Source organism: Azoarcus sp. TTM-91 (assembly GCF_012911025.1).
Classification (GTDB): domain Bacteria; phylum Pseudomonadota; class Gammaproteobacteria; order Burkholderiales; family Rhodocyclaceae; genus Azoarcus.
On the sequence record NZ_WUEI01000071.1, the window covers coordinates 1 to 24,156 of the forward strand.

The 24,156-nt window shown below is 65.2% G+C and carries 21 protein-coding genes; 6 read left to right on the forward strand and 15 right to left on the reverse strand.

The annotated features are described in order from the left end of the window. Positions 1-144: 144 nt before the first annotated feature. From GRF61_RS16860 to GRF61_RS16870, 3 genes are all read left to right on the forward strand, one after another. Positions 145-966: a hypothetical protein gene (locus GRF61_RS16860; RefSeq protein WP_169151795.1), complete on the forward strand. Its 822-nt coding sequence runs from the start codon at positions 145-147 to the stop codon at positions 964-966. A gap of 109 nt (positions 967-1,075) precedes the next feature. Then, entirely contained in the window at positions 1,076-1,786 is a 711-nt protein-coding gene (locus GRF61_RS16865) for a hypothetical protein (protein WP_169151796.1), read from the forward strand. Positions 1,787-2,006: 220 nt separating this feature from the next. Beyond that, positions 2,007-2,735, forward strand: a complete 729-nt coding sequence (locus GRF61_RS16870; protein ID WP_169151797.1) for a hypothetical protein — start codon at positions 2,007-2,009, stop codon at positions 2,733-2,735. A gap of 128 nt (positions 2,736-2,863) precedes the next feature. Here the strand turns inward: GRF61_RS16870 and GRF61_RS16875 are convergent, their stop codons facing one another. The 8 genes from GRF61_RS16875 to GRF61_RS16910 all read right to left on the reverse strand — a co-directional run bounded on the left by GRF61_RS16875 (position 2,864) and on the right by GRF61_RS16910 (position 8,802). Then, positions 2,864-3,925: a phenol 2-monooxygenase domain-containing protein gene (locus tag GRF61_RS16875; RefSeq protein WP_169151798.1), complete on the reverse strand. Its 1,062-nt coding sequence runs from the start codon at positions 3,923-3,925 to the stop codon at positions 2,864-2,866. 50 nt (positions 3,926-3,975) lie between these two features. After that, entirely contained in the window at positions 3,976-4,332 is a 357-nt protein-coding gene (locus tag GRF61_RS16880; RefSeq protein ID WP_169151799.1) for a phenol hydroxylase subunit P4, read from the reverse strand. 79 nt (positions 4,333-4,411) lie between these two features. Then, the gene (locus tag GRF61_RS16885) at positions 4,412-5,929 is read right to left on the reverse strand and encodes a YHS domain-containing protein (RefSeq protein WP_169151800.1); all 1,518 of its coding nucleotides are present in this window, start codon (positions 5,927-5,929) and stop codon (positions 4,412-4,414) included. 16 nt (positions 5,930-5,945) lie between these two features. Beyond that, entirely contained in the window at positions 5,946-6,215 is a 270-nt protein-coding gene (locus GRF61_RS16890) for an MmoB/DmpM family protein (protein WP_011765580.1), read from the reverse strand. 8 nt (positions 6,216-6,223) lie between these two features. Further along, positions 6,224-7,216, reverse strand: coding sequence for a phenol hydroxylase (locus tag GRF61_RS16895; RefSeq protein WP_169151801.1), 993 nt, complete (start codon positions 7,214-7,216; stop codon positions 6,224-6,226). A 45-nt stretch (positions 7,217-7,261) separates the two neighbouring features. Next, positions 7,262-7,513: a phenol hydroxylase subunit gene (locus GRF61_RS16900; protein WP_133591199.1), complete on the reverse strand. Its 252-nt coding sequence runs from the start codon at positions 7,511-7,513 to the stop codon at positions 7,262-7,264. Next, the gene (locus tag GRF61_RS16905; RefSeq protein ID WP_169151802.1) at positions 7,513-8,448 is read right to left on the reverse strand and encodes a catechol 2,3-dioxygenase; all 936 of its coding nucleotides are present in this window, start codon (positions 8,446-8,448) and stop codon (positions 7,513-7,515) included. The genes GRF61_RS16900 and GRF61_RS16905 overlap by 1 nt, the downstream gene beginning before the upstream one ends. Before the next feature lie 36 nt (positions 8,449-8,484). Continuing rightward, complete coding sequence (locus GRF61_RS16910; protein ID WP_169151803.1) at positions 8,485-8,802, reverse strand: 2Fe-2S iron-sulfur cluster-binding protein; 318 nt, start codon at positions 8,800-8,802, stop codon at positions 8,485-8,487. 340 nt (positions 8,803-9,142) lie between these two features. Between GRF61_RS16910 and GRF61_RS16915 the strand changes: the two genes are divergently transcribed. Then, the gene (locus tag GRF61_RS16915) at positions 9,143-11,371 is read left to right on the forward strand and encodes an OsmC domain/YcaO domain-containing protein (RefSeq protein ID WP_169151804.1); all 2,229 of its coding nucleotides are present in this window, start codon (positions 9,143-9,145) and stop codon (positions 11,369-11,371) included. Between the two features lie 55 nt (positions 11,372-11,426). Here GRF61_RS16915 and GRF61_RS16920 read toward each other — a convergent pair whose 3' ends face one another. The 6 genes from GRF61_RS16920 to GRF61_RS16945 form a co-directional block, all read right to left on the reverse strand. Next, entirely contained in the window at positions 11,427-13,109 is a 1,683-nt protein-coding gene (locus GRF61_RS16920) for a sigma-54-dependent Fis family transcriptional regulator (RefSeq protein ID WP_169151805.1), read from the reverse strand. Positions 13,110-13,224: 115 nt separating this feature from the next. Continuing rightward, positions 13,225-13,674, reverse strand: coding sequence for a universal stress protein (locus GRF61_RS16925; RefSeq protein ID WP_169151806.1), 450 nt, complete (start codon positions 13,672-13,674; stop codon positions 13,225-13,227). A gap of 18 nt (positions 13,675-13,692) precedes the next feature. Continuing rightward, complete coding sequence (locus GRF61_RS16930) at positions 13,693-16,083, reverse strand: MMPL family transporter (protein ID WP_169151807.1); 2,391 nt, start codon at positions 16,081-16,083, stop codon at positions 13,693-13,695. Continuing rightward, positions 16,083-17,198, reverse strand: a complete 1,116-nt coding sequence (locus GRF61_RS16935) for a YCF48-related protein (RefSeq protein WP_169151808.1) — start codon at positions 17,196-17,198, stop codon at positions 16,083-16,085. Before GRF61_RS16935 ends, GRF61_RS16930 begins: the two co-directional genes overlap by 1 nt. A 91-nt stretch (positions 17,199-17,289) precedes the next feature. Continuing rightward, on the reverse strand, positions 17,290-18,642 hold the full coding sequence (locus tag GRF61_RS16940) for a DUF1329 domain-containing protein (protein WP_169151809.1): 1,353 nt from the start codon (positions 18,640-18,642) through the stop codon (positions 17,290-17,292). Positions 18,643-18,671: 29 nt separating this feature from the next. After that, positions 18,672-20,360, reverse strand: a complete 1,689-nt coding sequence (locus tag GRF61_RS16945; protein WP_169151810.1) for a DUF1302 domain-containing protein — start codon at positions 20,358-20,360, stop codon at positions 18,672-18,674. A 241-nt stretch (positions 20,361-20,601) separates the two neighbouring features. Between GRF61_RS16945 and GRF61_RS16950 the strand changes: the two genes are divergently transcribed. Beyond that, the gene (locus GRF61_RS16950) at positions 20,602-21,516 is read left to right on the forward strand and encodes a LysR substrate-binding domain-containing protein (protein WP_169151811.1); all 915 of its coding nucleotides are present in this window, start codon (positions 20,602-20,604) and stop codon (positions 21,514-21,516) included. Between the two features lie 271 nt (positions 21,517-21,787). Here the strand turns inward: GRF61_RS16950 and GRF61_RS16955 are convergent, their stop codons facing one another. Continuing rightward, positions 21,788-22,711 (reverse strand): LysR family transcriptional regulator, encoded by a 924-nt coding sequence (locus GRF61_RS16955; protein WP_169151812.1) that lies wholly within the window; start codon positions 22,709-22,711, stop codon positions 21,788-21,790. A gap of 123 nt (positions 22,712-22,834) precedes the next feature. Here GRF61_RS16955 and GRF61_RS16960 point away from each other — a divergent pair, with 123 nt between their 5' ends. Next, a complete protein-coding gene (locus GRF61_RS16960; RefSeq protein WP_169151813.1) occupies positions 22,835-24,064 on the forward strand; it encodes a serine hydrolase domain-containing protein in 1,230 nt (409 codons plus the stop codon). Positions 24,065-24,156 lie beyond the last annotated feature (92 nt).

The following is a 24,156-nucleotide window of genomic DNA, read 5'->3' on the forward strand; positions in this document are numbered from 1 at the left end:
GCTTCGCCGCTTACAATCCCCATTGCATCCGCCGTCGCGGCGGTTCAGTCCAACGAGGTTTATCCGCCGCCATGCCGCCTTGCCTTCCTCCCACGTCGCCGCTGCGGCGGATAAACGCTATTCGTTATACACATAGAGAGTGACATGCATAGCGCTACAGTCTCAATGCTTCTTCCTGCCGAAAAGACAGTTCCGTTTTATGAATCGTTTCTTTTGCAATATTCATTGGTAGTTAGCAGCAACCTTATTATTTTTGAACTAGTCTCCAACTCAACCGAAGAGCAAATCTTCAGGCTATTTGAAGAGTATCACGGTCAAATTGACGATCACAAAAAAAAGAATATGCTGCTAACAGCAATGATGATCGAAAGCAACGCGCCTCAAACAAACGAAATCAGAGGCCTATCGTTGGATAAATTTTTCCTCTCCATGGCAATCGACAAGAAGAGCGCCAAGTTTATTCTGTCTAGTTTTATAAACACCAAAGAGTTTTTGCTGATTTATGCTGTATTCGAGGGCGTTGTAAAGGCAGAGCTCATGAAATCAGGCATACTAAAAGATGGGAAATTTTTAAGAGAAAAGGATATTATAAGTAACATAGCGTTAAAGCTTTCAGAAAAAAAAGAATTGTTTGAAGAGCATTTGTCCGCCAGATCCCCTCTTGGAAAAATTGAAGATATTGAGTGTTTTTGGGATTTTTTCACGCACTTCCGCCACTTGTTTATTCATAGCGGTGGCTATGTAACCCAAAAATGGCTAGATCAATTAACACAAAAGAAAAATAACATCATTAATACAATTAAAAATTTTGAATGCCCGATTTCAGCCTGTTTCTTGATAGATTCGATCAATGAGCTCGAACTGATCAATGGAAAAATGTTTTACATTGGTGATCGTTTCTCAAATATTTTCAGAAATTTAGTTGTATTGATCATGGAGTCTATGTACTTGGTGGAGGAGGTATAACAGTGCGCTCAACCTCGCTCCTTTTAGTCGCTGGACGCTGCGCGATAAAGCCGCGCAGCGCCGGTTAGCTCTACGTTAGGCCAGCATCGTTTATGGCGATCGTTGAAATATGGGCGTTCTGATCTTCAAGGGCATGAGCATCGGGATACTACCCGGCGACTTCGTGATCTCGATAGACGAGTCTGGGCAGTCGGCGTCCAAGCTCGTCCTTTCAACAGCCTACAACGTCATTCCGCTTTGGTTGAGAATTGCCAGAGATAGACTGAACGACGCCAAGCGCGCGTCAGAGGATATTGCTTCGAATTGGGACGACGACGCCGATCACCAAAAGGCCATGCTCATTGCCGAATTAGCCCCTTCAATGGAAGTCGTTGTTGCCTGCGGCATTGCTCTTGATTCGCTCTATGACATGCTACGTCCGTACGCTAAACTTTCCGAATCGGACATCAATAGGTGGAAGGCAAATAGAACGGGGCGCGGCGCTCAGATTTTTGAAGTAATCAGGCGCGTACTGAAGCCGGAGAACAAGCACGTTAAGGAGTTCAAGAAGGCCATCACTGACATCATTAAGTTCCGCGACATGGCCGTGCACCCGACTCTAGAACTCAAGAACGCGCTTTCCCGTCCCGATCTTGACGTGGCAGTTGACTGGAAGTTTTCCGCCTATAGGTTCTCAAATGCGTGGGCATGCTTCAACACAACAACGCAGGTGCTCTTGTTTGCGCATCAACGAGAGCACTTGGACCAAAGGCTTGTCGTGGCTTTCAAGAACATATTCGAAGCACTTGAAGAACTCGGCGTTGTGAGGACAAATGCCTAACACAGCAATCAACCCCGCTCCCTTCGGTCGCTGGACGGGAAAAAGCTGCGCTTTCCCCGCCGGTTATTTCTACGTTAGCAGATCGATACAAAAGTGATTTCTGCATGGGCGACGAACAACCCCACCTCTTGGAACGGCTTACAATCCGTTTTTTCGTTACTGAGGGAAGGGTCAGGCTACCCCCGAAAATCGTCATATTCACGACTTCAACGAGTTCTGCATGACCCTGTTAGACATTGCCGTGGATCCTGCGTTGACATTCGTAATGTTCTGGGCCTACACAACCATTGTCTTCGCGTTGAAGCACCATCTGTACCCTTGGGCCATTGCTCTCGGACCTTTTCCGCGCGAATGTTGGCACACCGGGCACGAAGTAATGATTTTCCTTAGCCCGGACTATTGGTGGGCACTTCGCATGAAGCTACGCCTCGCAGCTGGTGCACCAGAGCGCATGCGAGCGAGGCTCTTGAAGCGTTACGTCATCCGAAATAATCGTATAAACCTACTCTTCAGCTTGTTCTTAACCGCCGCATGTATGGTGTTCAAAGAGCTATGTCCGGATTCGCTTCTGTTTAAAGCCGTCGGAACGTTGGCTCTCATCCGCTTTGTATCCCGAAGCATAGAAATCGCCTACGCGTTTGGACGAGACGTGCTTCAAAACCGTCCCAGCTCTACGAAGCTGAGGAAAGGGCAACGCATACGGCTGGCTCTCCTAAGCTATCTTGAGATATTTATTTATTCTGCTGCTGCCTACATCATGTTGCCTACAGTCTCGAGTGCGCATGAAGCCCTGATTCTTTCACTCAATGTGGGTACGCTGACCAATGTGGGGTATGCCTATACGCCGCCGCAGCCTCCACCAGTTGTCGCCTTGGTCTTTGGCCAGGTGTTTGCCACTCTCAGCTTGGTGGTTTTGAGTTTGGCTGCGTATCTCAGCAGGGAGAAGTAGATGCACTGAAAGACGAGGTTTCGGAGATCGTTCGACGCTGAAACACACCAGAAAGGCGCCGCAAGCGGTGCGCGGGAGCATACGTCTTGCTGCGCCGTACCGTTGTGCCGGTTAACTCCAATATCCCCTCAAATCGCCTTGAACAACGGACTCCTAACCTGCTGCGCATCCGCAGCAGAAATGAACTTCTCCATATAAATATCCCGCTCGAACAGCCGCCCCTGCATCAGCGTCGTGATGCACGCGTCGATCATCAACGGCGGCCCGCACAGGTAGGCCTTGTGCCCGCGGAAATCGTTGTCGAACGCGGCCTTGGCGGCCTCATGCACGAAGCCGCGGAAGCCGTTCCAGTCCGATTCTTCCGGCTCGTGCGACAGCGCCGGCACGTAGCGGAAGTTGGGGTGGCGCTCGGCGAGCGCCAGGAATTCGTCGTGGTAGTACAGCTCGGCGCGGCTGCGCTGGCCGTACACCAGGGTGATCGGCAGGTCGAAGCCTTCTTCCAGCAGATCGAGAATCATCGAGCGCGGGCTGGATAGCCCGGAGCCGCCGGCCATGAAGACCACCGGCAGCTTGGCCGATTTCTTCACGAAGAAGCGTCCGTAGGGGCCGGTGATGCGGATGGGGTCGCCGGCCTTCAGCTTTTCGTGCACATAGCCGGTGCCCTGCCCGCCCGCGACGATGCGGATGTTGAGCTCGATTTCGCTGGCGGCCGAGGGTGCGCTGGCGATGGAGAAGGCGCGGGTGCCGATGCCCTCGGGCAGGTGCAGGTTGATGTACTGGCCGGCCTGGAAGCGCATGCCTTCGGGCGCATCCAGCTTGATCCACACGCCCTTGATGGTGGGCGTGAGGCTTTCGATGCGGCTCACCGTGCCGTCGAAGTCACGCACCGGCAGGTTGAGGGCGTCGGGGTCGTCTTCGATTTCGGCTTCGATCACCAGGTCGCTTTCGGCGGTGGCGCAGCAGGCGAGGCATTTCTGTTCGTCGCGCTCGAAGTCCATCAGCGCAAAGCTGGAGGCGGCGCCGTGATCGACGTCGCCGTCGCTCACCTGCACCTTGCAGGTGGCACAGAGGCCGTGGCAGCAGGCGTGGGGCAGGTAGATGCCGGCGCGCAGCGCGGCGTCCAGAATCGTTTGCCCCTCTTCGATTGCTATGGTCTGGCCGAGGGGTTCTATCGTCAGTTCGTAACTCATGGTTCCTCCGTGGGGTGCTGCCGGCGGGCGCGCGGGGCCCGCCGCGGTGCTCAGGCGGCCGGGGCCAGGCTGTTGGGGCCGGCGGTGCGCATGCGCAGCTGGTCCTTGTGGCCGATGCCATTGGCGGCGAGGCTGGCGTCGAAGTCCGGCGTCCAGGGCTGGTTGGATTTCAGCCATTCGACGCGCTGCCAGTCGATGGCGGCGGCATCCGGGTCGGGCGAGACCAGCGCCTTCAGCGGGCCTTCGACGAGGTCGCGGAACGGGGTTTCCGGCGGCAGGCAGATCAGGAAGGGGGCGGCGAACAGCAGGTGGCGGTCCCAGCTCACATACACGAGTTGTTTGCCGTGGAAGTTGGCGACCTGGTCGCGCGGCACGGCGACGTATTCCTTGATGGCGGTGACGGGCATTTCGATTCTCCGGGCGTGAGTGCTCCCACCCGGGGCGCCGGCCCCGGGGATGGAAGCTGCGATTCTTGGGACGGGCGGCTTACTGGTTGGAGGTCGCCAGCCCGCGCCATTGCTGGAAGTTGCGCTGGTCGGCGGAGCCGGCGTAGTCGCCGTTATCAACGCCGTCGCCCAGGCTCACCCAGGCCATCCAGGCGCCGATGTCGCCCTGCTGTTCCTGGAACAGCGCCGGCATCGGCAGCCAGGCCTGGATGTATTTCTCCGGCTCGCGCTCGAACACGTCCTGGCAGCCGTCGGAGCAGAAGTGGTACTTCTCGCCCTTGTAGGTGGTTTCGCGGTTGCAGAGCATGGTCGGGTCGTCGGGCTCGGTGAACACGATGGGCAGCTGGCAGCACTGGCACAGCTTGGCGAGGCCGAAGTTCTTGTAGGGCGTGCCGGCGGCGGCGAGCTTCTTGATGTGGTTCCAGCGCGGACGGTAGTGCTTGTCGAAGGTGGCCGGGTACTTTGCCGACAGCCAGTCCATGTCCTCGTCGGACGGAATCCAGCTGTGGAAGGCGGTGCCGAAGCTCCACTGGTAGAGGCCCAGCATCAGCTGGTGCGACATGTGGTCGATGGCCTTTTCGGCGTCGTCCCAGCCCTTGGGCGGGCGGATGCCGTAGCGCGCCAGGTCGCGGAACAGTGCGCCGCCGTTCTCGACGCCGTAGATTTCCCAGGCTTCGCGCCAGGACATCACGCGCTTGGGCAGCATGTAATCCATCATCGTGCTCACCAGCCCGAGCACGCGGAAGCCGCGCCAGAACCACTTGTCGATCCATTCCTGCACGATGGGCAGGTTGTCCGGGTCCTGCTCCAGCATGAACTTGATGCACTCCAGGCCGAGCGTCATGTGGCGCGCTTCGTCCGACTGCGCCGAGAAGCCGAAGGTCACCGTGGCCATGTCGCCGTTGTAGGCGGCGCCGGACATGAAGGGCACGAACAGCAGGTTGGTGAGCACGTATTCGAAGCTGAAGCCGATGGCGATCATGAATTCGAACGGGCCGGCCGACATCGAATCGTCGAAGAAGGAGCGCGCCACCGAGGTGTACCAGATGCGGTCGCGGGCGTCGGCGAAGGCGTGGAAGCCGTTGTAGTAGCGGTTGTAGTTGGACATCGCGTGGATCTGCGTCTGGGCGTGGCGCAGTTCGTCGATGGCCTGCATCTGGCAAGCGACCTGGGTGCCGACGCCGGCGAATTCGCGCCCCGCGCGGGCAAAGCCCTTGTGCGCGGCGTATTCGCCCGGGCTGATCGCCTGCAGGAAGATCTTCAGCGCGGTGAGGTAGCGCGCATCGGTGATGTTGAGGTGGCCGTTGTTCTGGGTGTGGGCGTCGATGATCGCGTAGAACTTGCGCTCCTTCTCGGCCTGGTATTTCCAGTAGGCGTCCATGGTGAGGCGGAAGGGGTCTTCCCACTTGTCCCAGTCGTGGACCTTCAGGCCCTCGTACTTCACATACGGGTAGATCTCGTCCTTGCTGTGGTAGCTCGGCTCCCAGCCGAGGTCGCGGGTCAGCAGCTTGTACTTGTCCTTGAGGTTGAGCTTTTTCTTGTCGACTTTCATATCCATGGCGGGTCTCCGGGGGTCAGCTGTTCCAGCGCAGGGTCAGGGTTTCGTCGTCTTCATCGACGTTGCCCGAGAGGGTGATCAGGTTGATCTGCAGTTCCTGCAGGTCGAAGGCGCGGCCGAGCTGCTCTTCGATGGTCTGCTTGCGGATCACCAGTTCGTCGGGGGCGTCGATCTTGACCATCGCCGGCTGGCGATGGACCACCGCCTTGGGGTTGTCGAGTTCGATGGCGTCGATGATGGGGCGGGTTTCTTCGTTGGCTTGCAGGGCGATGAATACGGTGGACATGGCGTGCCTCAGAGGGTGATGCCGATCTTGTCGAGCCGCTGCTTCAGGCCCGCGAGCTGTTCGCAGACGGCCTCGTCGGCCTGGGCGCCGAGCGCAAGCTCCACCACCGGCAGCAGCGCCGCCGCCGCGCGGCTGCTCCATGCCTGCACCCATTCGTTGATCTGCGCCTGGTTATGGGCGGATTCGGCGGCAGCGACCTTCACCACCGCATCCACCCACTTGCGCGTCTCGGCGAACCAGTCGGTCATGAACCGGGTGAGCATCGCCACCGCCGAGCCGCCGCGCACCGAGAGTTCGTCATCGACGATGCGTTCGTAGATCAGCGGATACAGCAGGCCGTCCAGCGCCAGGTTCTGGGCGATGAAGAGTTCGAAGGGATCGCGCACCACCAGGCAGTCCTCGACATAACGGCGCAACGGCTGCCAGGCGGCGCCGTCCATCCAGGCGCGCTTGCCGGCTTCCAGCGCCTCGGTGCCGCCCAGCAGCAGGCCGAGGCGCGACAGGTACTGGGCGATGCCGAGGTTGTCCATCGCCTGATACATGCACGGCTGGGTGAAGGCTGCGCCGTAGCCGTAGCCGCAGATGAAGCTGTTGTGCTGGTTCGCCCCCCAGGCGGCGTGGCGCAGCGGCACCAGCACCGCCAGCGCGGTGTTGCGCAGCGCTTCCGGCAGCATGTCGGCGAGGCCGCGGCTGTCGACGAACTCGAAATTGGCTTCGGCGGTGTCCTGCTGGCGGGCGCGGGCCAGGGTGTAGGTGTTGTAGTAGTACTGGCGCGGGTCCTTCAGCGCATACCAGTCCTGCATCACGATCTTGGTGATGGAAGCGTCGTAGAGCTGCTGCTCCGGCGCCCAGGTGGGGCGGTAGTGCAGGTTCTCCGCGGCCTGGATGTCGTAGCTCGCCTCCTGGTAGCGCGACGCCGGCTTGTCGCCGAAGCGGCGCGCGAGGTGGTCGAAGGTGTTCCGCAACGGCTGGATGCTGACCGTGCGCAGGTCGATCTGCATGGATGTCTCCTCGGCGGGCGCTCTATGGCGGCGCCCTGTTGTGGGTTATTGCGGCTTGAAGCGGGTGCGGGTGGCGTCGGCGAGGCGCCAGTTCCAGTCGTCGGCACCACCCTCGCCCGCCGCGGCCTCCAGGCGCTCGACGTGGTTGGCGTGGCAGAACTCGGCGAAGGCGGCCGGCGGCAGGATCATCTCGACGAAGATCTCCGGTTCGCCGACGGCGAAGTCGAACTCGACGAAACCGTTATCGCGCTCGCCGGTGACGCGGACGTAGCGGCGGGTGGTGTCGAATGGGGCCATCAGGTCACCATGCTCAGGAAACTCTCGTGCAGCTTGCGCTGCGGGTAGTCCAGCCCGCCGCCGGCGCCCAGGCCGTCGAAGGTCCAGGTGGTGGGCTCGTAGTCCGGGTAGGGCTGGTAGCCGCCCATGAAGGTCTCGAAGCGGTTGCCCGACGGGTCCCAGGCGTAGATCGTGCAGCCGCGGGTGACACCGTGGCGGGTGGGACCGATATCCACGGTGACGTTGTTCATCGCCATGATGTCGGCCGCGCGCAGCACCTCTTCCCAGCTCTCCAGCAGGAAGGACAGGTGGTGCAGCTTGCCCGGCTCCGGGTGCTCGACGAAGGCGATGTCGTGCACCTTGTGCGAGCACGACAGCCAGATCGCCACGTTGCCGTCGCCGTCCGGCGTCAGCACCCGCTCCACCAGGTAGAAGCCGAGCACCTCGCAGAAGATCTTCTGCACCTCGGCCACGTTCGGGCCGTAGAGCAGGCAGTGGTCGAGCCGCACCGGGGCGATGCCGTTCTCCGACGCCTTGGTCCACGGTGCCGGGTTGAGCACCTGCAGGCCGTTGCCCACCGATTCCTTCTCGGCGTACAGCTCGATGTCGTGCCCGGACGGCAGCCGGAAGCGCACCCGCTCGCCGCTGGCCAGCATCTCGCCGGCGGGGATGCGCTCGGTGGCGAGGCCGTAGGCGCGCAGGTCGGCGTCGAGCCGTTCCAGCGTGGCCTTGTCCAGCACCTTGAAGCCGAAGAAGTCGATCCCCGCCTGCTCGGCCTCGCGCAGCACCAGACTGTGGTGGTCGCGCTCGTCCCAGCACTTGAGGTAGACGCGGCCCTGCGGGTCGCGCCCGGTTTCCACCATGCCGAGCACGTCGCGGTAGTGGTGCACGCCCTCCTCCAGGTTCAACACCCGCAACTGGGCGTGGCCCGGACGCAATACGCCTGTCATTGCCATCTGAAACTCCTCGTGGATCTTGGAATGGAAAACCGCTCAGGCCTTGGCGGCCTTGCGGCAGACGTTCTTCTGCATCGCGCCGAGCACGCGCAGCGAAACGTCGGAAACGGGGTAGGCCTTGCACGCCAGCAGGCAGCCGCGCGCCTCGTCCTCGGGGCTGACATGGGCGCGGCTCATCGCCCCCCGTGTCACCGCGCCGCTGACGATCTCCACCTTGCAGACACCACAACCGCCGCCGTGGCAGCCGGACGGAATGCCGCGCCGCCCCAGCCGCAGCATCGCCTTCAGCAGCGATTCGCCCGGCACGCAGTCGTAGCGCTCGCCGGTGTCCTCGATATGCACACTCACACCCATGTAAGGCCTCCTTTGTCTGCCCTGCCCTTTTTGTCATGTCGAGGCGCGAATCAACTCGACTGATGGGCTGGTAAGGAGGATTAATGCAGCGGCCGTGCCATTGCGCCTAAGGCATTGTTTTTGTTGAGCAGACAAAAAACGACCAGCGACGGCGGCCCGAAGCTGCCTTACAAATCCGTCAAGTGACCGGTTTGCTCGACAAAAACGTCGAGGTGCACCGCAGCAGCGGGGAACGCGGGGCCGCTCCCAAGGCCCGGCTGCCTGGCAGGAAACAGTTTTCCCTGTGGAAAAAACCGATAATGGCCGCCGCTCCGTTTCAAGCCTCTTCTGGAATTACCCCATGGAAATCAAGGTCAATTTTCTCGACAAGCTTCGCCTCGAGGCCAAGTTCGACGACTTCACGGTGATTGCCGACCAGCCGATCCGCTACAAGGGCGATGGCTCGGCGCCGGGTCCGTTCGATTACTTTCTGGCCTCGTCGGCCCTGTGCGCGGCTTACTTCGTGAAGTTGTACTGCGAGACCCGCAACATCCCGACGGACAACATCCGGCTGTCGCAGAACAACATCGTCGATCCGGAAAACCGCTACCGGCAGATCTTCAAGATCCAGGTCGAACTGCCGGCGGATATTTCCGCGGCGGACCGCCAGGGCATCCTGCGTTCCATCGACCGCTGCACGGTGAAGAAGGTGGTGCAGACCGGGCCCGAGTTCGTGATCGAGGAAGTGGAGAACCTGGACGCCGACGCCCAGGCCCTGCTGACGCTGAATCCGGATTCAGGCGCGAGCACCTACATCGCCGGCAAGGACCTGCCGCTGGAGCAGACCATTGCCAATATGTCATCGGTATTGTCCGGCCTCGGCATCAAGATCGAGATCGCCTCGTGGCGCAACCTGGTTCCCAATGTGTGGTCGCTGCATATCCGCGATGCGCATTCGCCGATGTGCTTCACCAATGGCAAGGGCGCGACCAAGGAAAGCGCGCTGGCTTCCGCCCTGGGCGAATACATCGAGCGCCTCAGCTGCAACCATTTCTACAACGACCAGTTCTGGGGCGAGGAATTCGCCAACGCGGACTTCGTGCATTACCCGGATGAGCGCTGGTTCAAGCCGGGCCGCAAGGATGCGCTGCCGGCCGGCATTCTCGATGAATACTGCCTGCCGATTTACGACCCGGAAGGCGAGCTGCGCGGCTCGCACCTGTACGACACCAATTCCGGCAACGTGAAGCGCGGCATCTGCGCCCTGCCCTTCGTGCGCCAGTCCGACGGCAAGGTGGTGTATTTCCCCTCCAACCTGATCGACAACCTCTACCTCAGCAACGGCATGAGCGCCGGCAACACGCTGGCGGAGGCGCAGGTGCAATGCCTGTCGGAGATTTTCGAACGGGCGGTCAAGCGCGAGATCCTGGAAGGCGAGATCGCGCTGCCGGATGTGCCGCCCGCGGTGCTGGCGAAGTATCCCGGCATCGTCGCCGGCATCGAGGAGCTGGAGAAACAGGGCTTTCCGGTGCTGGTGAAGGATGCCTCGCTGGGCGGGAAATTTCCGGTGATGTGCGTCACCCTGATGAACCCGCGCACCGGTGGGGTGTTTGCCTCCTTCGGCGCGCATCCCAGCCTGGAAGTGGCGCTGGAGCGCAGCCTGACCGAGCTGCTGCAGGGGCGCAGCTTCGAGGGCCTCAACGATCTGCCGCGGCCCACCTTCGAGCGCAATGCCGTCACCGAGCCGAACAACTTCGTCGAGCACTTCATCGACTCCAGCGGCGTGGTGTCGTGGCGCTTCTTCAGCGCGAAGGCGGATTACGCCTTCGTCGAATGGGACTTTTCCGGCCACGGCGAAAACGCCAATGCCGACGAGGCCGCGACCCTGCTCGGCATCCTCGAAGGCATGGGCAAGGAAGTGTACATGGCGGTGTATGACCAGCTCGGCGCAACCGCCTGCCGCATCCTGGTGCCGGGGTATTCGGAGATCTATCCGGTCGAGGATCTGATCTGGGACAACACCAACAAGGCGCTGCAGTTCCGTGCCGACATCCTGAATCTGCACCGCCTCGACGATGCCGCGCTGGAAGCCTTGCTCGAGCGCCTGGAAGAGAGCGAACTCGACGATTACACCGACATCATCACCCTGATCGGCATCGAGTTCGACGAGAACACCGTCTGGGGCCAACTGACCATCCTGGAGCTGAAGCTGCTGATCAACCTCGCCTTGCGGCAGTTCGAGGCGGCGAAGGAGCAGGTCGAAACCTACCTGCAGTACAACGAGAACACCGTCGAGCGCGGCCTGTTCTACCAGGCCCTGGACGTGGTGCTGGAGGTGGTGCTGGACGACGAGCTGGAACTGGACGACTACGTGGCCAATTTCCGCCGCATGTTCGGCAACCCGCGGATGGATGCGGTGCTGGGCTCGGTCGCCGGCAGCGTGCGCTTCTACGGCCTGACGCCGACCAGCATGAAGCTGGAAGGGCTGGACCGCCACCAGCGCCTGATCGACAGCTACCGCAAGCTGCACAAGGCGCGCGGCAAGCTGGCGGCCGTGCCCAGCCAGGCCGGCGAGGCCTTGCTGGATTGACCTCGCGGGGGCCCTGCGGCAGGCCCCTTCAACGGCATGGCACGACAACTGGCCGCTAGGCCGAAGCGCTCTTCTGCTTCAGCCGGTAGGCAAGCTGCCGCCGGGTGATGCCCAACGCGCGCGCCGCATGGGTGAGATTGCCCTTGGCCTGCTGCACCGCGAGTTCGATCAGCCGCGCCTCGTGCGCCTCCAGGCTGAAACCGCCCTCGAGCAGCGCCTCGCACAGCGTGTTGTGCGAGCTCTCCTTGGCATCGCACAGCTGGCCGCCGGTGTTGAGCTCCACCCCTTCGGGAACGATGGGCCCGGCGCCGGCGAAGAGGTGTTTCTCCTCGATGCGGCCGCCGGCGGGGGCCAGCAGCACGCCGCGCTCGATCAGGTTCTCCAGCTCGCGCACATTGCCCGGCCATGAATGGTTCGTCAGCGCGCGCAGCGCCCGGTCGGTGATGCCCTGCAGCTTCTTGTGATAGACCGCTTCGTACTTGCCGAGCAGCGCCTGCGCCAGCAGCGGGATGTCGCTGCGCCGCTCGCGCAGCGGCGGAATCGCCACCGGGTAGGTGGCGAGGCGGTAGTAGAGATCGGCGCGGAAGCTGCCCGCGCGGATCGCCTCCGCCAGATTGACGTTGGTGGCTGCCACCAGGCGCACATTCACCTTGCGCGTCTGATCGTCGCCCAGGCGTTCGACCTCGCCGGACTGCAGCACCCGCAGCAACTTCACCTGTGCCGCCGGCGACAGGTCGCCGACTTCGTCCAGGAACAAGGTGCCGCCGTCGGCGCGCTCGAAACGGCCGGCGCGCGACTGCTGCGCGCCGGTGTAGGCGCCCTTCTGCACGCCGAAGAGTTCGGACTCGATCAGGTCGTGGGGAATCGCCGCGCAGTTGATGGCGACGAAGGGCTTGTCGGCGCGCTCGCTGTGGGCGTGCAGCCAGCGCGCGAACACCTCCTTGCCGACGCCGGTTTCGCCGAGCAGCAGCACGTTGATGGTGCTGCCCGCCGCCTTGCGGACCAGGTCGAAGGCCGCCTCGAAGGCGGGCGAATTGCCGATCAGGTCGTCGCGGCCGGCACTGCCGCAGATCGACTGGCGCAGGCGGGCGACCTCCTCGCGCAACTCAGCCAGCTCGCCCTCGATGTTCTCGGAACGGAAGTGGTCGAGATAGCCGTCGGCATTGCCCCAGTCTTCCGCCGGCTTGCCGACCAGCACGCAGTGCTCGTCGCCCTTGCCGACGCAATGCGTCTCGCGGAACACGATGAAGCGGTTGAAGAAGCGGGTGACATAGCCGGAGGCATAGCCGATCAGGCTCCAGCACACCGGCGCGTCGCCGACGCCGAAGTCACGCACATGGGCTTCCGCCTCCCAGGAGTTCTCCCATTTGACGTCGCCGACGAAGCTGCCCTTTTCCCAGTCCAGCTGGGCGTTGAGGATGCGGGTGCGCACCAGGCCTTCGAAGGCGTGCAGCTCCGGGCCGAGGCGGAACACGTCCTCGCGCTCGCTGTCGCGGAACAGCTTGCGCGCGAGATCGGCATCCTGCTGGCCGGAGGCGAAGCCCATGCGCACCAGCAGGCCGCGCGCACGCCCGACACCGAGCGTGCGGAACAGCTCGGTGCGCAAGGCGCCCATCGCCTGGGCGTGCAGCAGCAGCATCCGGCTTTCGTCCAGCCAGATGTTGCCGCCGTCGATATCGAAGCGTAGTCGCGAGCGCAGATTGAACTGCTCGACCAGCCCCTGTTTTTCAGTCCCCATCACTCCTCCGGGTCGCGCCCCTCTGCCGGGGGCCTGACCGTGTTCTGCCGTCTGCCTCGCACTCTACCGCGAACGTGATAGCGCCGCGCGCGCGCCCGTTCCGCCGGCCACGGTGCTAGTCCTGCGCCACGCGGGCAACCAGAACCGGCAGCCGGGCTTCCGCCAGCAGCCGTGCCGTTACCGAGCCGAGCATCAGCCGCTGCAGCCCGCTGCGGCCATGCGAGGCAATGAAGATCAGGTCGGCGCCGCACTTTTCCGCCAGCTGCAGGATGGCCTGGTGCGGATGGTCGGACACCGCCCACAGCGCCTCCCACACGACGCCGGCGGCGGCGCCGGCCTGCTCCACCGGTTCGAGCACCGCGCGCGCCTCGTCGGCAAGACGCTGGGCGAAGGCGGCCGGATCCAGGCTGCGCTCCAGCGCGCCGGCATCGGTGGCGCCGAAGTCGGCCACCGCATGGAAGAAGGTGACGCGGGCGCCGATGGCGGCAGCGAAATCCAGCGCCTGCCGCAGCAGCGCGGCGGAGATGGCGGAACCGTCCAGCGGAACGAAGAAGTGTCGGTACACGGCTGATCCTCGCTTGGGTCAGGCTGCCTTGGGGCGCAGCAGGAAATGGCCGAGAGCGGGCAGCAGGATGAGCGCGCCCAGCATGTTCCAGATGAACATGAAGGCGAGCAGGATGCCCATGTCGGCCTGGAACTTGATCGGCGAGAACGCCCAGGTGGCCACCGCGATGCCCAGCGTGATGCCCGTCAGCACCACCACCTTGCCGGTGAAGGTGAGCGCCTTGTAGTAGGCCTCGGACAGGCTCATGCCGTCGCGCATGCGCGCCAGCGTCACCGTCATCACGTACAGCGCGTAATCCACGCCGATGCCGACGCCGAGCGCGATCACCGGCAGCGTGGCCACCTTCACGCCGATGTTGAGCCACACCATCAGCGCTTCGCACAGCACCGAGGTCAGCGCCAGCGGCAGCACCGCGCACAGCACCGCCCGCCACGAGCGGAAGGTGATGAAGGCGAGCACCGTGACCGCCGCATACACCAGCAGCAGCATCTCGCGGTTGGCCTGGCGTACCACGATGTTGGTCGCCGCCTCGATGCCGGCGTTGCCGGCGGCATTCAGATAGCGCACTTCGCCGTTGCCGTACTGCGCGGCGAAGGTCTCGACCGCGTCGACCACGCTCGCCAGCGTGTCCGCCTTGTGGTCCTTGAGGTAGGCGTAGACCGTGAGCAGGTCGCAGTTCTGGTTGAACATCTCGCGCGGCGCGCGGGTGATGATGGCGTTGAGCACGCCCTGCGAGCGCGGCACCTCGTACCACTTCAGGCTGCCTTCGTTCATGCCGGCGGCCGACACCTTGGCCAGCCCGGCGAGCGACTTGGTCGATTCCACGCCCGGCAGCTGCTGCAGCGCCAGTTCCAGCGCGTCCACGCCCATCAGCGTGTCGTAGGCGGCACAGCCGTATTGCGGGGTCTTCACCATGACGATGTACACATCGCTGCCGGCGGCGTAGTTGGCGACGATGTAGCTGTTGTCGCGGTTGTAGCGGGAATCCGCGCGCAGCTCCGGCGCGCCGGGGTCGGTGTCGCCGATCTTGAGCTGGAAGCTGAGCACCAGCCCGGCGACGCCCATCACCGCCGCCACGGCCACCGCGATGCTGGCCCACTTGCGCTGGGTGAAGAGGTCGAGGAAGGCCCAGAACGGATGCTTGCGATGCGCGCTGTCGGCCGCCTCCAGCAACTCGGCCTTCAGGCTGCGGCGCGCCGCTTCCGGGCTGACCCCGGTGTAGGACAGCAGGATGGGCAGCAGCACCAGGTTGGTGAAGATCAGCACCGCCACGCCGATGCTGGCGGTGACCGCGAGGTCCTGGATCACCTGGATGCGGATCACCATCAGCACCGCGAAGCCGACCGCATCGGCCAGCAGTGCGGTGACGCCGGCGAGGATCAGGCGGCGGAAGGTGAAGCGGGCGGCGACCAGCTTGTGGGTGCCGCGGCCGATGTCCTGCATGATGCCGTTCATCTTCTGCGCGCCGTGGCTCATGCCGATGGCGAACACCAGGAAGGGCACCAGCACCGAGTAGGGATCGAGCTCGTAACCCAGCGTCGGCAGCAGCCCGAGCAGCCACACCACCGCCACCACCGAGCACGCCACCACCAGCACGGTGCTGCGCACGCAGCGGGTGTACCAGTACAGCACCGCGGTGCAGATGCCGATGGCGAGCAGGAAGAACAGCGCCACCTGCCGCAGGCCGTCGATCAGGTCGCCCACCACCTTGGCGAAGCCGGTGATGTGGATGCGCACATGCTGGCCGTCGTAGCGCTGGCGCAGCTCTTCCAGGCGCTGGCCGAGGTCGCCGTAGTCGATGCGGCCCGTGCCGCCGGCTCGCGCTTCCTGTAGCGGCACCAGGATGATGCTGGAGGCGAAGTTGCCCGCCACCAGCTGGCCGATCTCACCGGAGCGCTCGACATTGAGCCGCACCTGCTCGACGCTTTCGGCCGAGCCGTCGTAGTCGTCCGGGATCACCGGCCCGCCGTCCAGCCCGTCTTCGGTGACGCCGGTCCAGCGCACCGCCGGCGTCCACAGCGACTTCATGAAGGGCCGGTCCACCTCCGGGAACAGGAAGAGTTCGTCGGTGATCTTGCGCAGGGTGTCGAGGTATTCCGGCGTGAAGATGCTGCCGTCGGTGCTTTCCACCGCAATCCGTAGCGTGTTGCCGACGCCGGCCAGTTGCGCGCGGTTGTCGAGGAAGTTGGCGATGTAGGCGTGCTGCGTCGGAATCATCTTCTCGAACGCGGCGTTGAGCCGCAGGCCGCCGATCTGCCACGCCAGCAGCAGCGTCGCCAGCGCGCACAGCGCGACGACTACCAGGCGATGGTTGAACAGCAGGCGCTCGATGCGCGAACCGGAGTCGCGGTCGAAGTCTTCGAGGCGCATCACCACGGCATCGGCCGCGCCGGTATGACTGGGGTTCATCACTTGCCTTCCGTACTGGAATCAATCGGGGCGAGGCGCAGCGGGCCGCGCACGCTGGCCATCACCAGGGTCTTGTCGGCGCCCTCGGCGAGCGCGGTGAAGCGCGGTCCGGGGCTGGCCGGCAGTTCGTCGAAGCGGGCGCCGCCATCGCTGCTGCGCAGCAGGCGGCCGGCCTCGTCCACCAGCACCAGCGCGCCGTCGACGAGCCGCGCGCCGGCAACCACCGATTCGCCACGGCCGGTGTTCACCCTGGTCCACGCCGCACCGGGCGCGGCCTGGTGGAACACGTTGCCCCGCAGGCCGAACACCACCGCGCCGTCGCCGGCGAGCAACGCGCCGAAGAAGGTGCCGTTGTAGGGTGAGGCCAGCGGCGCGAAGCTGGCGCCGCCGTCTTCCGACGCGAACATCGCGCCCTGCTCGCCCACCACCAGCAGGCGCTCGCCTTGGCGGGCGATGGCGTAGAGATGGCGGCCGCGCGGGTCGCCGATGCGCTCCATGATGGAATGCCAGCTGCGGCCGCCGTCCTCGGTCGCCAGCGCCAGGCCATAGGCGCCGACGACGAAGCCGCGCCGCGCATCGACGAAATGCACGTCGAGCAGCGGCTTGTCGGGGCCGTCCTCGACCAGGCGCTGCGCATCGGCCAGCCGGCGCGCGCTGGCGGCATCGCCGGTGGCGGCGGCCTGCGCGGCTTCCAGCACGCGCTGCGCCGCCTGGCGGCCGTCGAGCTGGCGTACCCAGGTCTCGCCGCCGTCGGCGCTGTGCAGCACCACGCCGCCGTGCCCCACCGCCCAGCCGTGCTGCGCATCGGCGAAGTGCGCACTGGTCAGCGCCACGCTCACCGGCACCGCGTCGGCCTGGCGCCAGCGCGCGCCGTTGTCGTCGGACAGCAGCACCGTGCCGCGCTCGCCCACCGCCACCAGGCGGTCGCCGGCGCGGGTGATGGTCAGCAGCAAGGCCACGGTGGCGCGCGGCGTGGTGGCCGCCGGCTGTTCGAGCAGATCGAAGCGCGCGGCGGGCGGCGCTTCCGGAGTGGCCGCATGCAGCGGCGGCAGGCCCAGGCCGAGGGCGAGCAAGGCCGCCCCGACCCGCAGCCGGGTAAAGGTTCTGGTGTTCATGATTTCGTGTTCCCTGGCGCCGGCGATGGCCGGCTCAGCGCGGCGTCCGCGGCCGCCGACGGGCCGCGGAGGGGCCGCAAGGCAGACAGGATCAGCGCACGGCCTCGGCCGCGACCGCATCCCCGGTGAAGAAGTTTTCGCTCTTGCGCGGCACCACGCGGAAGTCCTCGCCGTTGAGCGCCTGGATCACGCTCATGGTGCCGGCCTGCAGGTTGAACACGGTGGCGGTCTTGATCAGCGTGGCCGGCACGCTGGGCACCACGAAGGGCGTCACCTGGGTGGTGCGCCACAGCTTGCCCTCGGCGTCGTAGCCATCCATCAGCACCAGCAGCCAGCTGTCCTCGTCGAAGTAGAAGCGGCGCTTGGGCACGGCGTGGCGCTTGCCGGAAGCGACCGTGGCTTCCACCTCCCACACCCGGTGCAACTCCCAGCGCACATGGTCGGGGTTGAGGTGATGCTTGGCGATGGCCTCGTCCAGCTTGGCGCCGATCAGGCCGTTGGTGTTGTACGGCACGTACATCTCTTTCTTGCCGACGATCTTCCAGTCGTAGCGGTCCATCGCGCCGAAGAAGCCCTGCACCTCGTCGAAGTAGTTGGCGCCGGAGGCGACGAAGTCGGGCGTGTCGTAGGCCACCGTGGGCGCGCGCCGCACGCGGCGCTGGCCGACCAGGTACTGCCAGGCCTGGCGCGGATTGGCGGGGTCGATGGTGTCGCGGATGACGAGCGATTCGCCGGCCTTGAACGGCGGCTCCAGCGTGTTGAAGCGGAACATCGCGTATTCGCCCGACCAGCGTTCCGGCGCGCCGTCCTTGTAATAGAACGGGTACTGGAAGGCGATGTCGTTGCGCGTCGCCAGCGTATGGCTGCCGTCGGCGTTGCCGACGATGTTCTTGAAGCGGTATTCGATGGATTCCGCCTCGACCCGCATCAGGTAGTTCCAGATGACCTCGGCGCCATCCTTGGGAATCGGGAACGGTGTGCCGCCGAAGCAGCCTTCGAGCGAGCGCTTTTCGTCCTTCAGCGAACAGCGGGTGGCGTTCTTGAAAGCGTTGTCATAGACGTGCTGCGGCGCGGCGGCGGTGCGCTGGGTAGGGTAGACGTCGACGCGGAAGCTGTCCGGGTATTTGGCGAGCAGCAACCGGGTGCCCTCGCTGAGCTTGTCGGCGTACTGGGCGGCGTTCTTCGCGCTGATCTGCAGCAGCGGCTTGTCGCTGGCGAGGAACTGCGTCGGGATGTCGCCGAGCTTGTTGCCGGCCACCGGCTTGGTCTGACCGCCGGTCCAGGCGGGAATGCTGCCGTCCTTGTTGCCGGCGCGTTCGCCGCCCAGCGGCGTCAGCGTGGTCTTGAGGGCGGCGGCCTCGGCCTCGGTCACCGCGGCGCGGGCCTGCGGTGCGATTGCGAGCAGTCCGCCAAGGGCGGCGCAAAGCATCTTCATGCGCAACATGATCTTGTCTCCAGTCGTTGTTGTCGTGTTCAGAACGTGCGCTGCACGGAGAGCGAGATGAAGTCGCGGTCGCCGTGGAAGTTCTGGTAGGAAAGCTCGGGCACCGCGGTGTTGTAGCGGATCACCGACCCGGCGGCGCCGATGTAGTGGGTGTAGTTCACGCTGGCCTGCCAGGTCTTCTGGTAGTCGCCCTTCACCCCGATCGAGATGTTGCCGCCGTGCTCCGAGGGGAACAGCGCGCCGTTGACCGAGCTGCGCCCGGAGATGCCGTAGCTCATGCCGATCGGCACCTGCAGGTCCAGCCCCGGCGTGACCTGGAAGTACTCCGGCTGGAAGATGAACTGCAGCGCGCTGGCGTCGCGGGTGGCGCGCGGATCGAGCTGATCGGCGTTCTTGCTGATCGACAGGCGGCGGTTGAAGGCGAATTCGCCGATGAAGGAGGCGCCATCCCACAGCGGGCTGGCCGCCAGCACGGCGAGCGCGGACAGGTTGAGGTGCAGGGTCTTGCCGACCGGGTAGGCCGCGTTGCCGCCGCCGTTGGCGGTGGCGTTGCCCGGCATGATCACCGTGTTGCCGCTCGCCACCAGCGGCATGTTGTCGCGGAAGGAGAGCTCGCCCGCCACGTTGGTGTCGCCCAGCAGGGTGCTGAAGCTCGCCCCCACCATGCGGATGTTCTCGCCGAAGACCTGCACGTAGTCGCCGATGCTGCCGGCCTGCGCGTTCACGCCGGGGCGCACGTAGAACTGGGGCATCTTGTCGTGGTAGCGCGCGGCGTAGAAGCCGAACTCGGTGTCGTCGAGCTTCAGCCGCAGTTGCACCCCGCCCTGCCCGGAATCCCGCGCCTCGATGTCCTTGCCGCGGTAGGCGACGGCGCCCGGCCCGAGGATCAGCGATTCACCGCCGTTATCGACGAAGTCGGCAAAGCTGAAATAGCTGCCCGCCGCCGGCAGGCGCGTCTTGCGCCACTCGAACTGGTAGTAGGCGCCGACGGTGACCTTGGGGTTGATCTGCACCTGGCCGGAGATCTGCCCGATCGGCCGCAGGATCTCCTTGAACTGCGAGTTGGGCACCGACAGCGCCTTGATCAGGTCGAGCGAGGTCTGCGCCGCGGCGATGCCGTTGGAGCCGAAGAACAGGCTCTCGCCGTAGAGCTGGGTGAAGCGCCCAGCCTTGACGTTCACATTCATGTCGCCCGGGCTGAAGTTGGCGTAGGCGAAGGCATCCAGCACCTCGGCGTACTGGCCGTGCAGCTTGCGGGTGGAGCGGGTGAACTCGTCGTAGTCGGCCGAGCGCGAATTGACCAGCGCGCCACCGGCGGCGCCGGGGTTGTCGTTGCGGCGCTGATAGACGCTGTCGTACCAGCCGGCGCCGCTCAGGCGAAAGCCGTAGTCGCGCTTGTAGCGGAAGTCGAGTTCGGTCAGCAGGTCGAGCCGGTTGGAGATCAGCCCGCGGCCGAAGTTGAGATCGCCGTCGTTGGTGTTGGCCTGGGTGCCGGCGGAGTTGTCGGCAACATCGCCATCGGCCCCGCGCAAGCGCCACGCGGCGCTGTACTTCACCGTGTTGTCCCAGCGCAGCACCACGTCCGGGTTGCCGGTGTCGATGGTGGCTGCGCCCACGGCCGCCGGCAGCAGCCCGCCAAAGGCGACGGCCAGGGCCTGCACCAGGCAGCTGTATGGGACCACGCGCGGACGGACGGCCCGCCTTGAATCAAACGCCATGTCTTCCTCCTGTCGTTGTTATCGCTGTGGGGCGACTGGAGGCCAGGGAGGGAGCAAACCGCCCCACCCCCGACCCGCATCGCCATCAGCTGTTATTGCCGGCCCGGGCCTCGCCTTTCCTGCGAGCCCCCTGCCGTCATGAGGAAAAATTACCGGCGCGCCTCATTACCGTCCAATACCCATTCAAGGCTCACCTAATACCTTCGCGGTATGATGAACACCCTCGACCGGGACGCCGCCCATGGATATCCGCCAGCTCCGCTACTTCATCGCCGTCGCCGAGGAGGCGAACATCGGCCGGGCCGCCACCCGGCTGCACATGTCGCAGCCGCCGCTGACCCGCCAGATCCAGCAACTGGAAGAAGAACTCGACACCCAGCTCTTCGTGCGCACCCCGCGCGGCATGGAGCTGACCCAGGCGGGCACGCTGTTCCTCGCGGAAGCGCGCAACATCCGCGCCCTCATCGAGCAGGCCACCGAACGCACCCAGCGCGCCGGGCAAGGCAGGCTAGGGCGGCTGGACGTGGCCATCTTCGGCTCGGCCATCCTCGACCGCATCCCCAAGCTGATCCTGAATTTCCGCAACGAATACCCGGATGTGAACGTGGTGCTGCACACCATGACCAAGGCCGAGCAGATCGCGGCCCTGCGCCAGAACCGCATTACCGTGGGCTTCAACCGCATGCTCGCGCCGCTGCCGGACATCCGCAGCGAAGTGATCGCCACCGAGGCGCTGCTGCTCGCGGTGAATCTCAACGATCCGCTGGCCGCGCAGCCCGCGTTGCCCTTCGACGCGCTCGCCCGGCGGCCGGTGATCCTGTTCCCCTCAGGCGCGCGCCCCAACTTCGTCGACAAGGTGCTGGCGCTGTGCGAAGCGCGCGGCTTCACCCCCGAAGTCGCGCAGGAGGTGGGCGACGCGGTCACCGGCGTGGCGCTGGTCGCCAGCGGCTTCGGCGTCTGCATGGTTCCGGAATCGGCAACCACGCTGCAGTACCCCGGCGTGGTCTACCTCCCCTTCGAGGACGCCCCGGCCGACGCTCGCGTGGACCTCAGCTGCATCTACCGCGCCGACGACCACTCGCCCATCTTGACGACCTTCCTCGCCTCCGTCCGCAAGTCGGCGGCGCTGCAGGACGAGGCGATGCGCAGCGCGTAAACGCCCCCGCGCTGGCGAGATCGCCGCTTCCGCATGGCAGCGGCCTGGCCGCAGGAGCCGGGGTTTGCGCAGCACCCGGCCGCGCTTGCCGCGCAGCGGCGGGATGGTCTCGCGCAGCGGCGCCTGTGCGGGCTCGCCGGCCGCTCGCCAACGCCGGGCCCGGGGGCGGACAGCGGCCTCGGGCTGAACACCATGCTGGCCGCAGCCGCTGCCTGAGCCCTTCCGCTACGCCTGCGACAGCAAGCGCCGCCTCTCCTTTTTCCCCGCGCGCTCAGGCCACCCGGCAGGCGCCGGCGCTGTCGGATGCCATCGCCGGAAACACCCGCTCGCAGAGGAAATCCACCAGCGCTCGAACCTTGGGCGAGGCATGCTTGCTCGCTGGCCACAGCACATGGAAGGTGTTGCTGCGCGCCACATGGTCCTCCAGCACCCGCTGCAGCCGGCCTTCCGCCAGCAGGGCGCGCACCGAGAAATCCGGCAGGCAGGCGATGCCCAGGTCTTGCAGCGCGAAACACACCCGCGTCTCGATGTTGTTGCAGATCATCGAGGTCGGCAGCGCCAGCTCGGGCTCGTCCGGCGCCCGCCGCAGCGGCCAGCTTTCCAGCTTGCCGGAGTTGGGATAGCGGTAATGCAGGCAGCTGTGCGCCAGCAGATCCGCCGGCACCCGCGGCGTGCCGCGCTGCGCCAGGTAGCCGGGCGAGGCCACCAGCAGCAGCTGGAACTGCCCCAGCTTTCGGGCGGAAAGACGGGAGTCGGCCGGCTCGCCGGTGCGCACCACCGCGTCGAAACCCTCTTCGATGACGTCCACCAGGCGGTCGGAGAAATCCAGGTCCAGCTCGATGTCCGGATGGCAGCGCATGAACTCGCCCAGCACCGGCAGCACCAGCGAACTCACCAGCGGCAGGCTGACCCGCAGCCGTCCGCGCGGCACCGCCGAAGCCTCGGACAGCTCCAGCTCCGCCGCTTCTATCTCCGCCAGGATGCGCCGGCTGCGCTCCAGGAACAGCGCGCCCTCCGCCGTCAGCGTGATGCTGCGGGTGCTGCGGTGGAACAGGCGCACCCCCAGCCGCTCTTCCAGCCGGGCCACGCGCTTGCCCACCGCCGAGGCCGACACGCCCAGCGCCCGGCCGGCGGCGACGAAGCTGCGGGTTTCCGCCACCTGGATGAACACGGTGAAGCCACTGAGGCTGTCCATAGGCACGCTACACGCTCGATTACGGACACCCATGTCCGCAGAACTCGGAACTCTACCCCACTTTTTCTTCAATCCAGGGTTTTCTATCGTCTCCGGGCCTTCCATGAACACGAGGAATTCCCGATGGCTTCCGCCCCTTTTGCTGCTCCGGCCGCGCCGCTTCCCGCGCCCCACGCTGCATCCCTTGAGGGCTCGCCCTCCTCCGCCACAGCGCCGCTCCTGCCCACCGTGCAGCAGGCAGTGCGGCAGGCGCTGGAGGAGCAGCGGCTGGTCGGCGCGGTGGTGCTGGTCGCCCGCGACGGCGAACCGGTCCACCGCCAGGCCGCCGGTTTCGCCGACCGCGAAAGCGCCTCGCCGATGCGGCTGGACACGCTCTTCCGCCTGGCCTCGGTCAGCAAGCCCATCGTCGCCACCGCCGCGATGGTGCTGGTGGCGCAGGGCCGGCTGGCGCTGGACGAGGACATCCGCCGCTGGCTGCCGGATTTCCGGCCCCGCCTGGCCGACGGCGCCGCCGCCCGCATCACCCCGCGCCAGCTGCTTAGCCACACCGCCGGCCTGGGCTACCGCTTCTTCGAGGCGGACGAGAATGGCGCCTACGCCCGCGCCGGCGTTTCCGACGGCATGGACGACAGCCCCATCAGCCTGCAGGAGAACCTGCGCCGCATCGCCAGCGTGCCCCTGGGCTATCCGCCCGGCAGCGGCTGGGGCTATTCGCTCGCCATCGATGTGCTCGGTGGCGTGATCGAAGCGCTGTGCGGCATGCCGCTGGCGCAGGCGGTGCGCCAGTTGGTGACCGCGCCGCTGGGCATGGCGGACACCGGTTTCAGCACCAGCGCCGCCGGCCGCGTCGCCACCGCCTATGTCAGCGATCAGCCGCGCCCCCACCGCCTGGGCGAAGGCGAGCTGGTGCCGGTGCTGCCGGGCACGGTCGGCATCCGCTACAGCCCGGCGCGCATCTTCGACCCGCAGGCCTTTCCCTCGGCCGGCGCTGGCATGGCCGGCAGCGCCACCGACTTCCTGCGCCTGCTGGAAACGCTGCGCCAGGGCGGCGGCGGGCTGCTGCCGGCCGAGCTGGTGGACGAGATGGGCCGCGACCAGACCGGCGGCCTGTCGCTGCCGGACGCCCCCGGCACCGGCTTCGGCCTGGGCTTCTCGGTGCTGCGCGAGCCGGCGCTCGCCGCCTCGCCGGAATCCGTCGGCACCTGGCGCTGGGGCGGCGCCTACGGCCACTCCTGGTTCGTGGACCGCGCCCGCGGGCTCAGCGTGGTGGCCTTCACCAACACGCTGTACGAGGGCATGTCCGGCCGCTTCGTCACCGAGCTGCGCGATGCCGTGTATGCCGATGCCAGCTGAGCCGTCTCCGATCTCAAGCGAAGGAAAGAACCATGACATGCGCAAGCAACACGCTGGCGGCTGAAGCCGCCGGCCTCGCCCCGCCCTCCCGC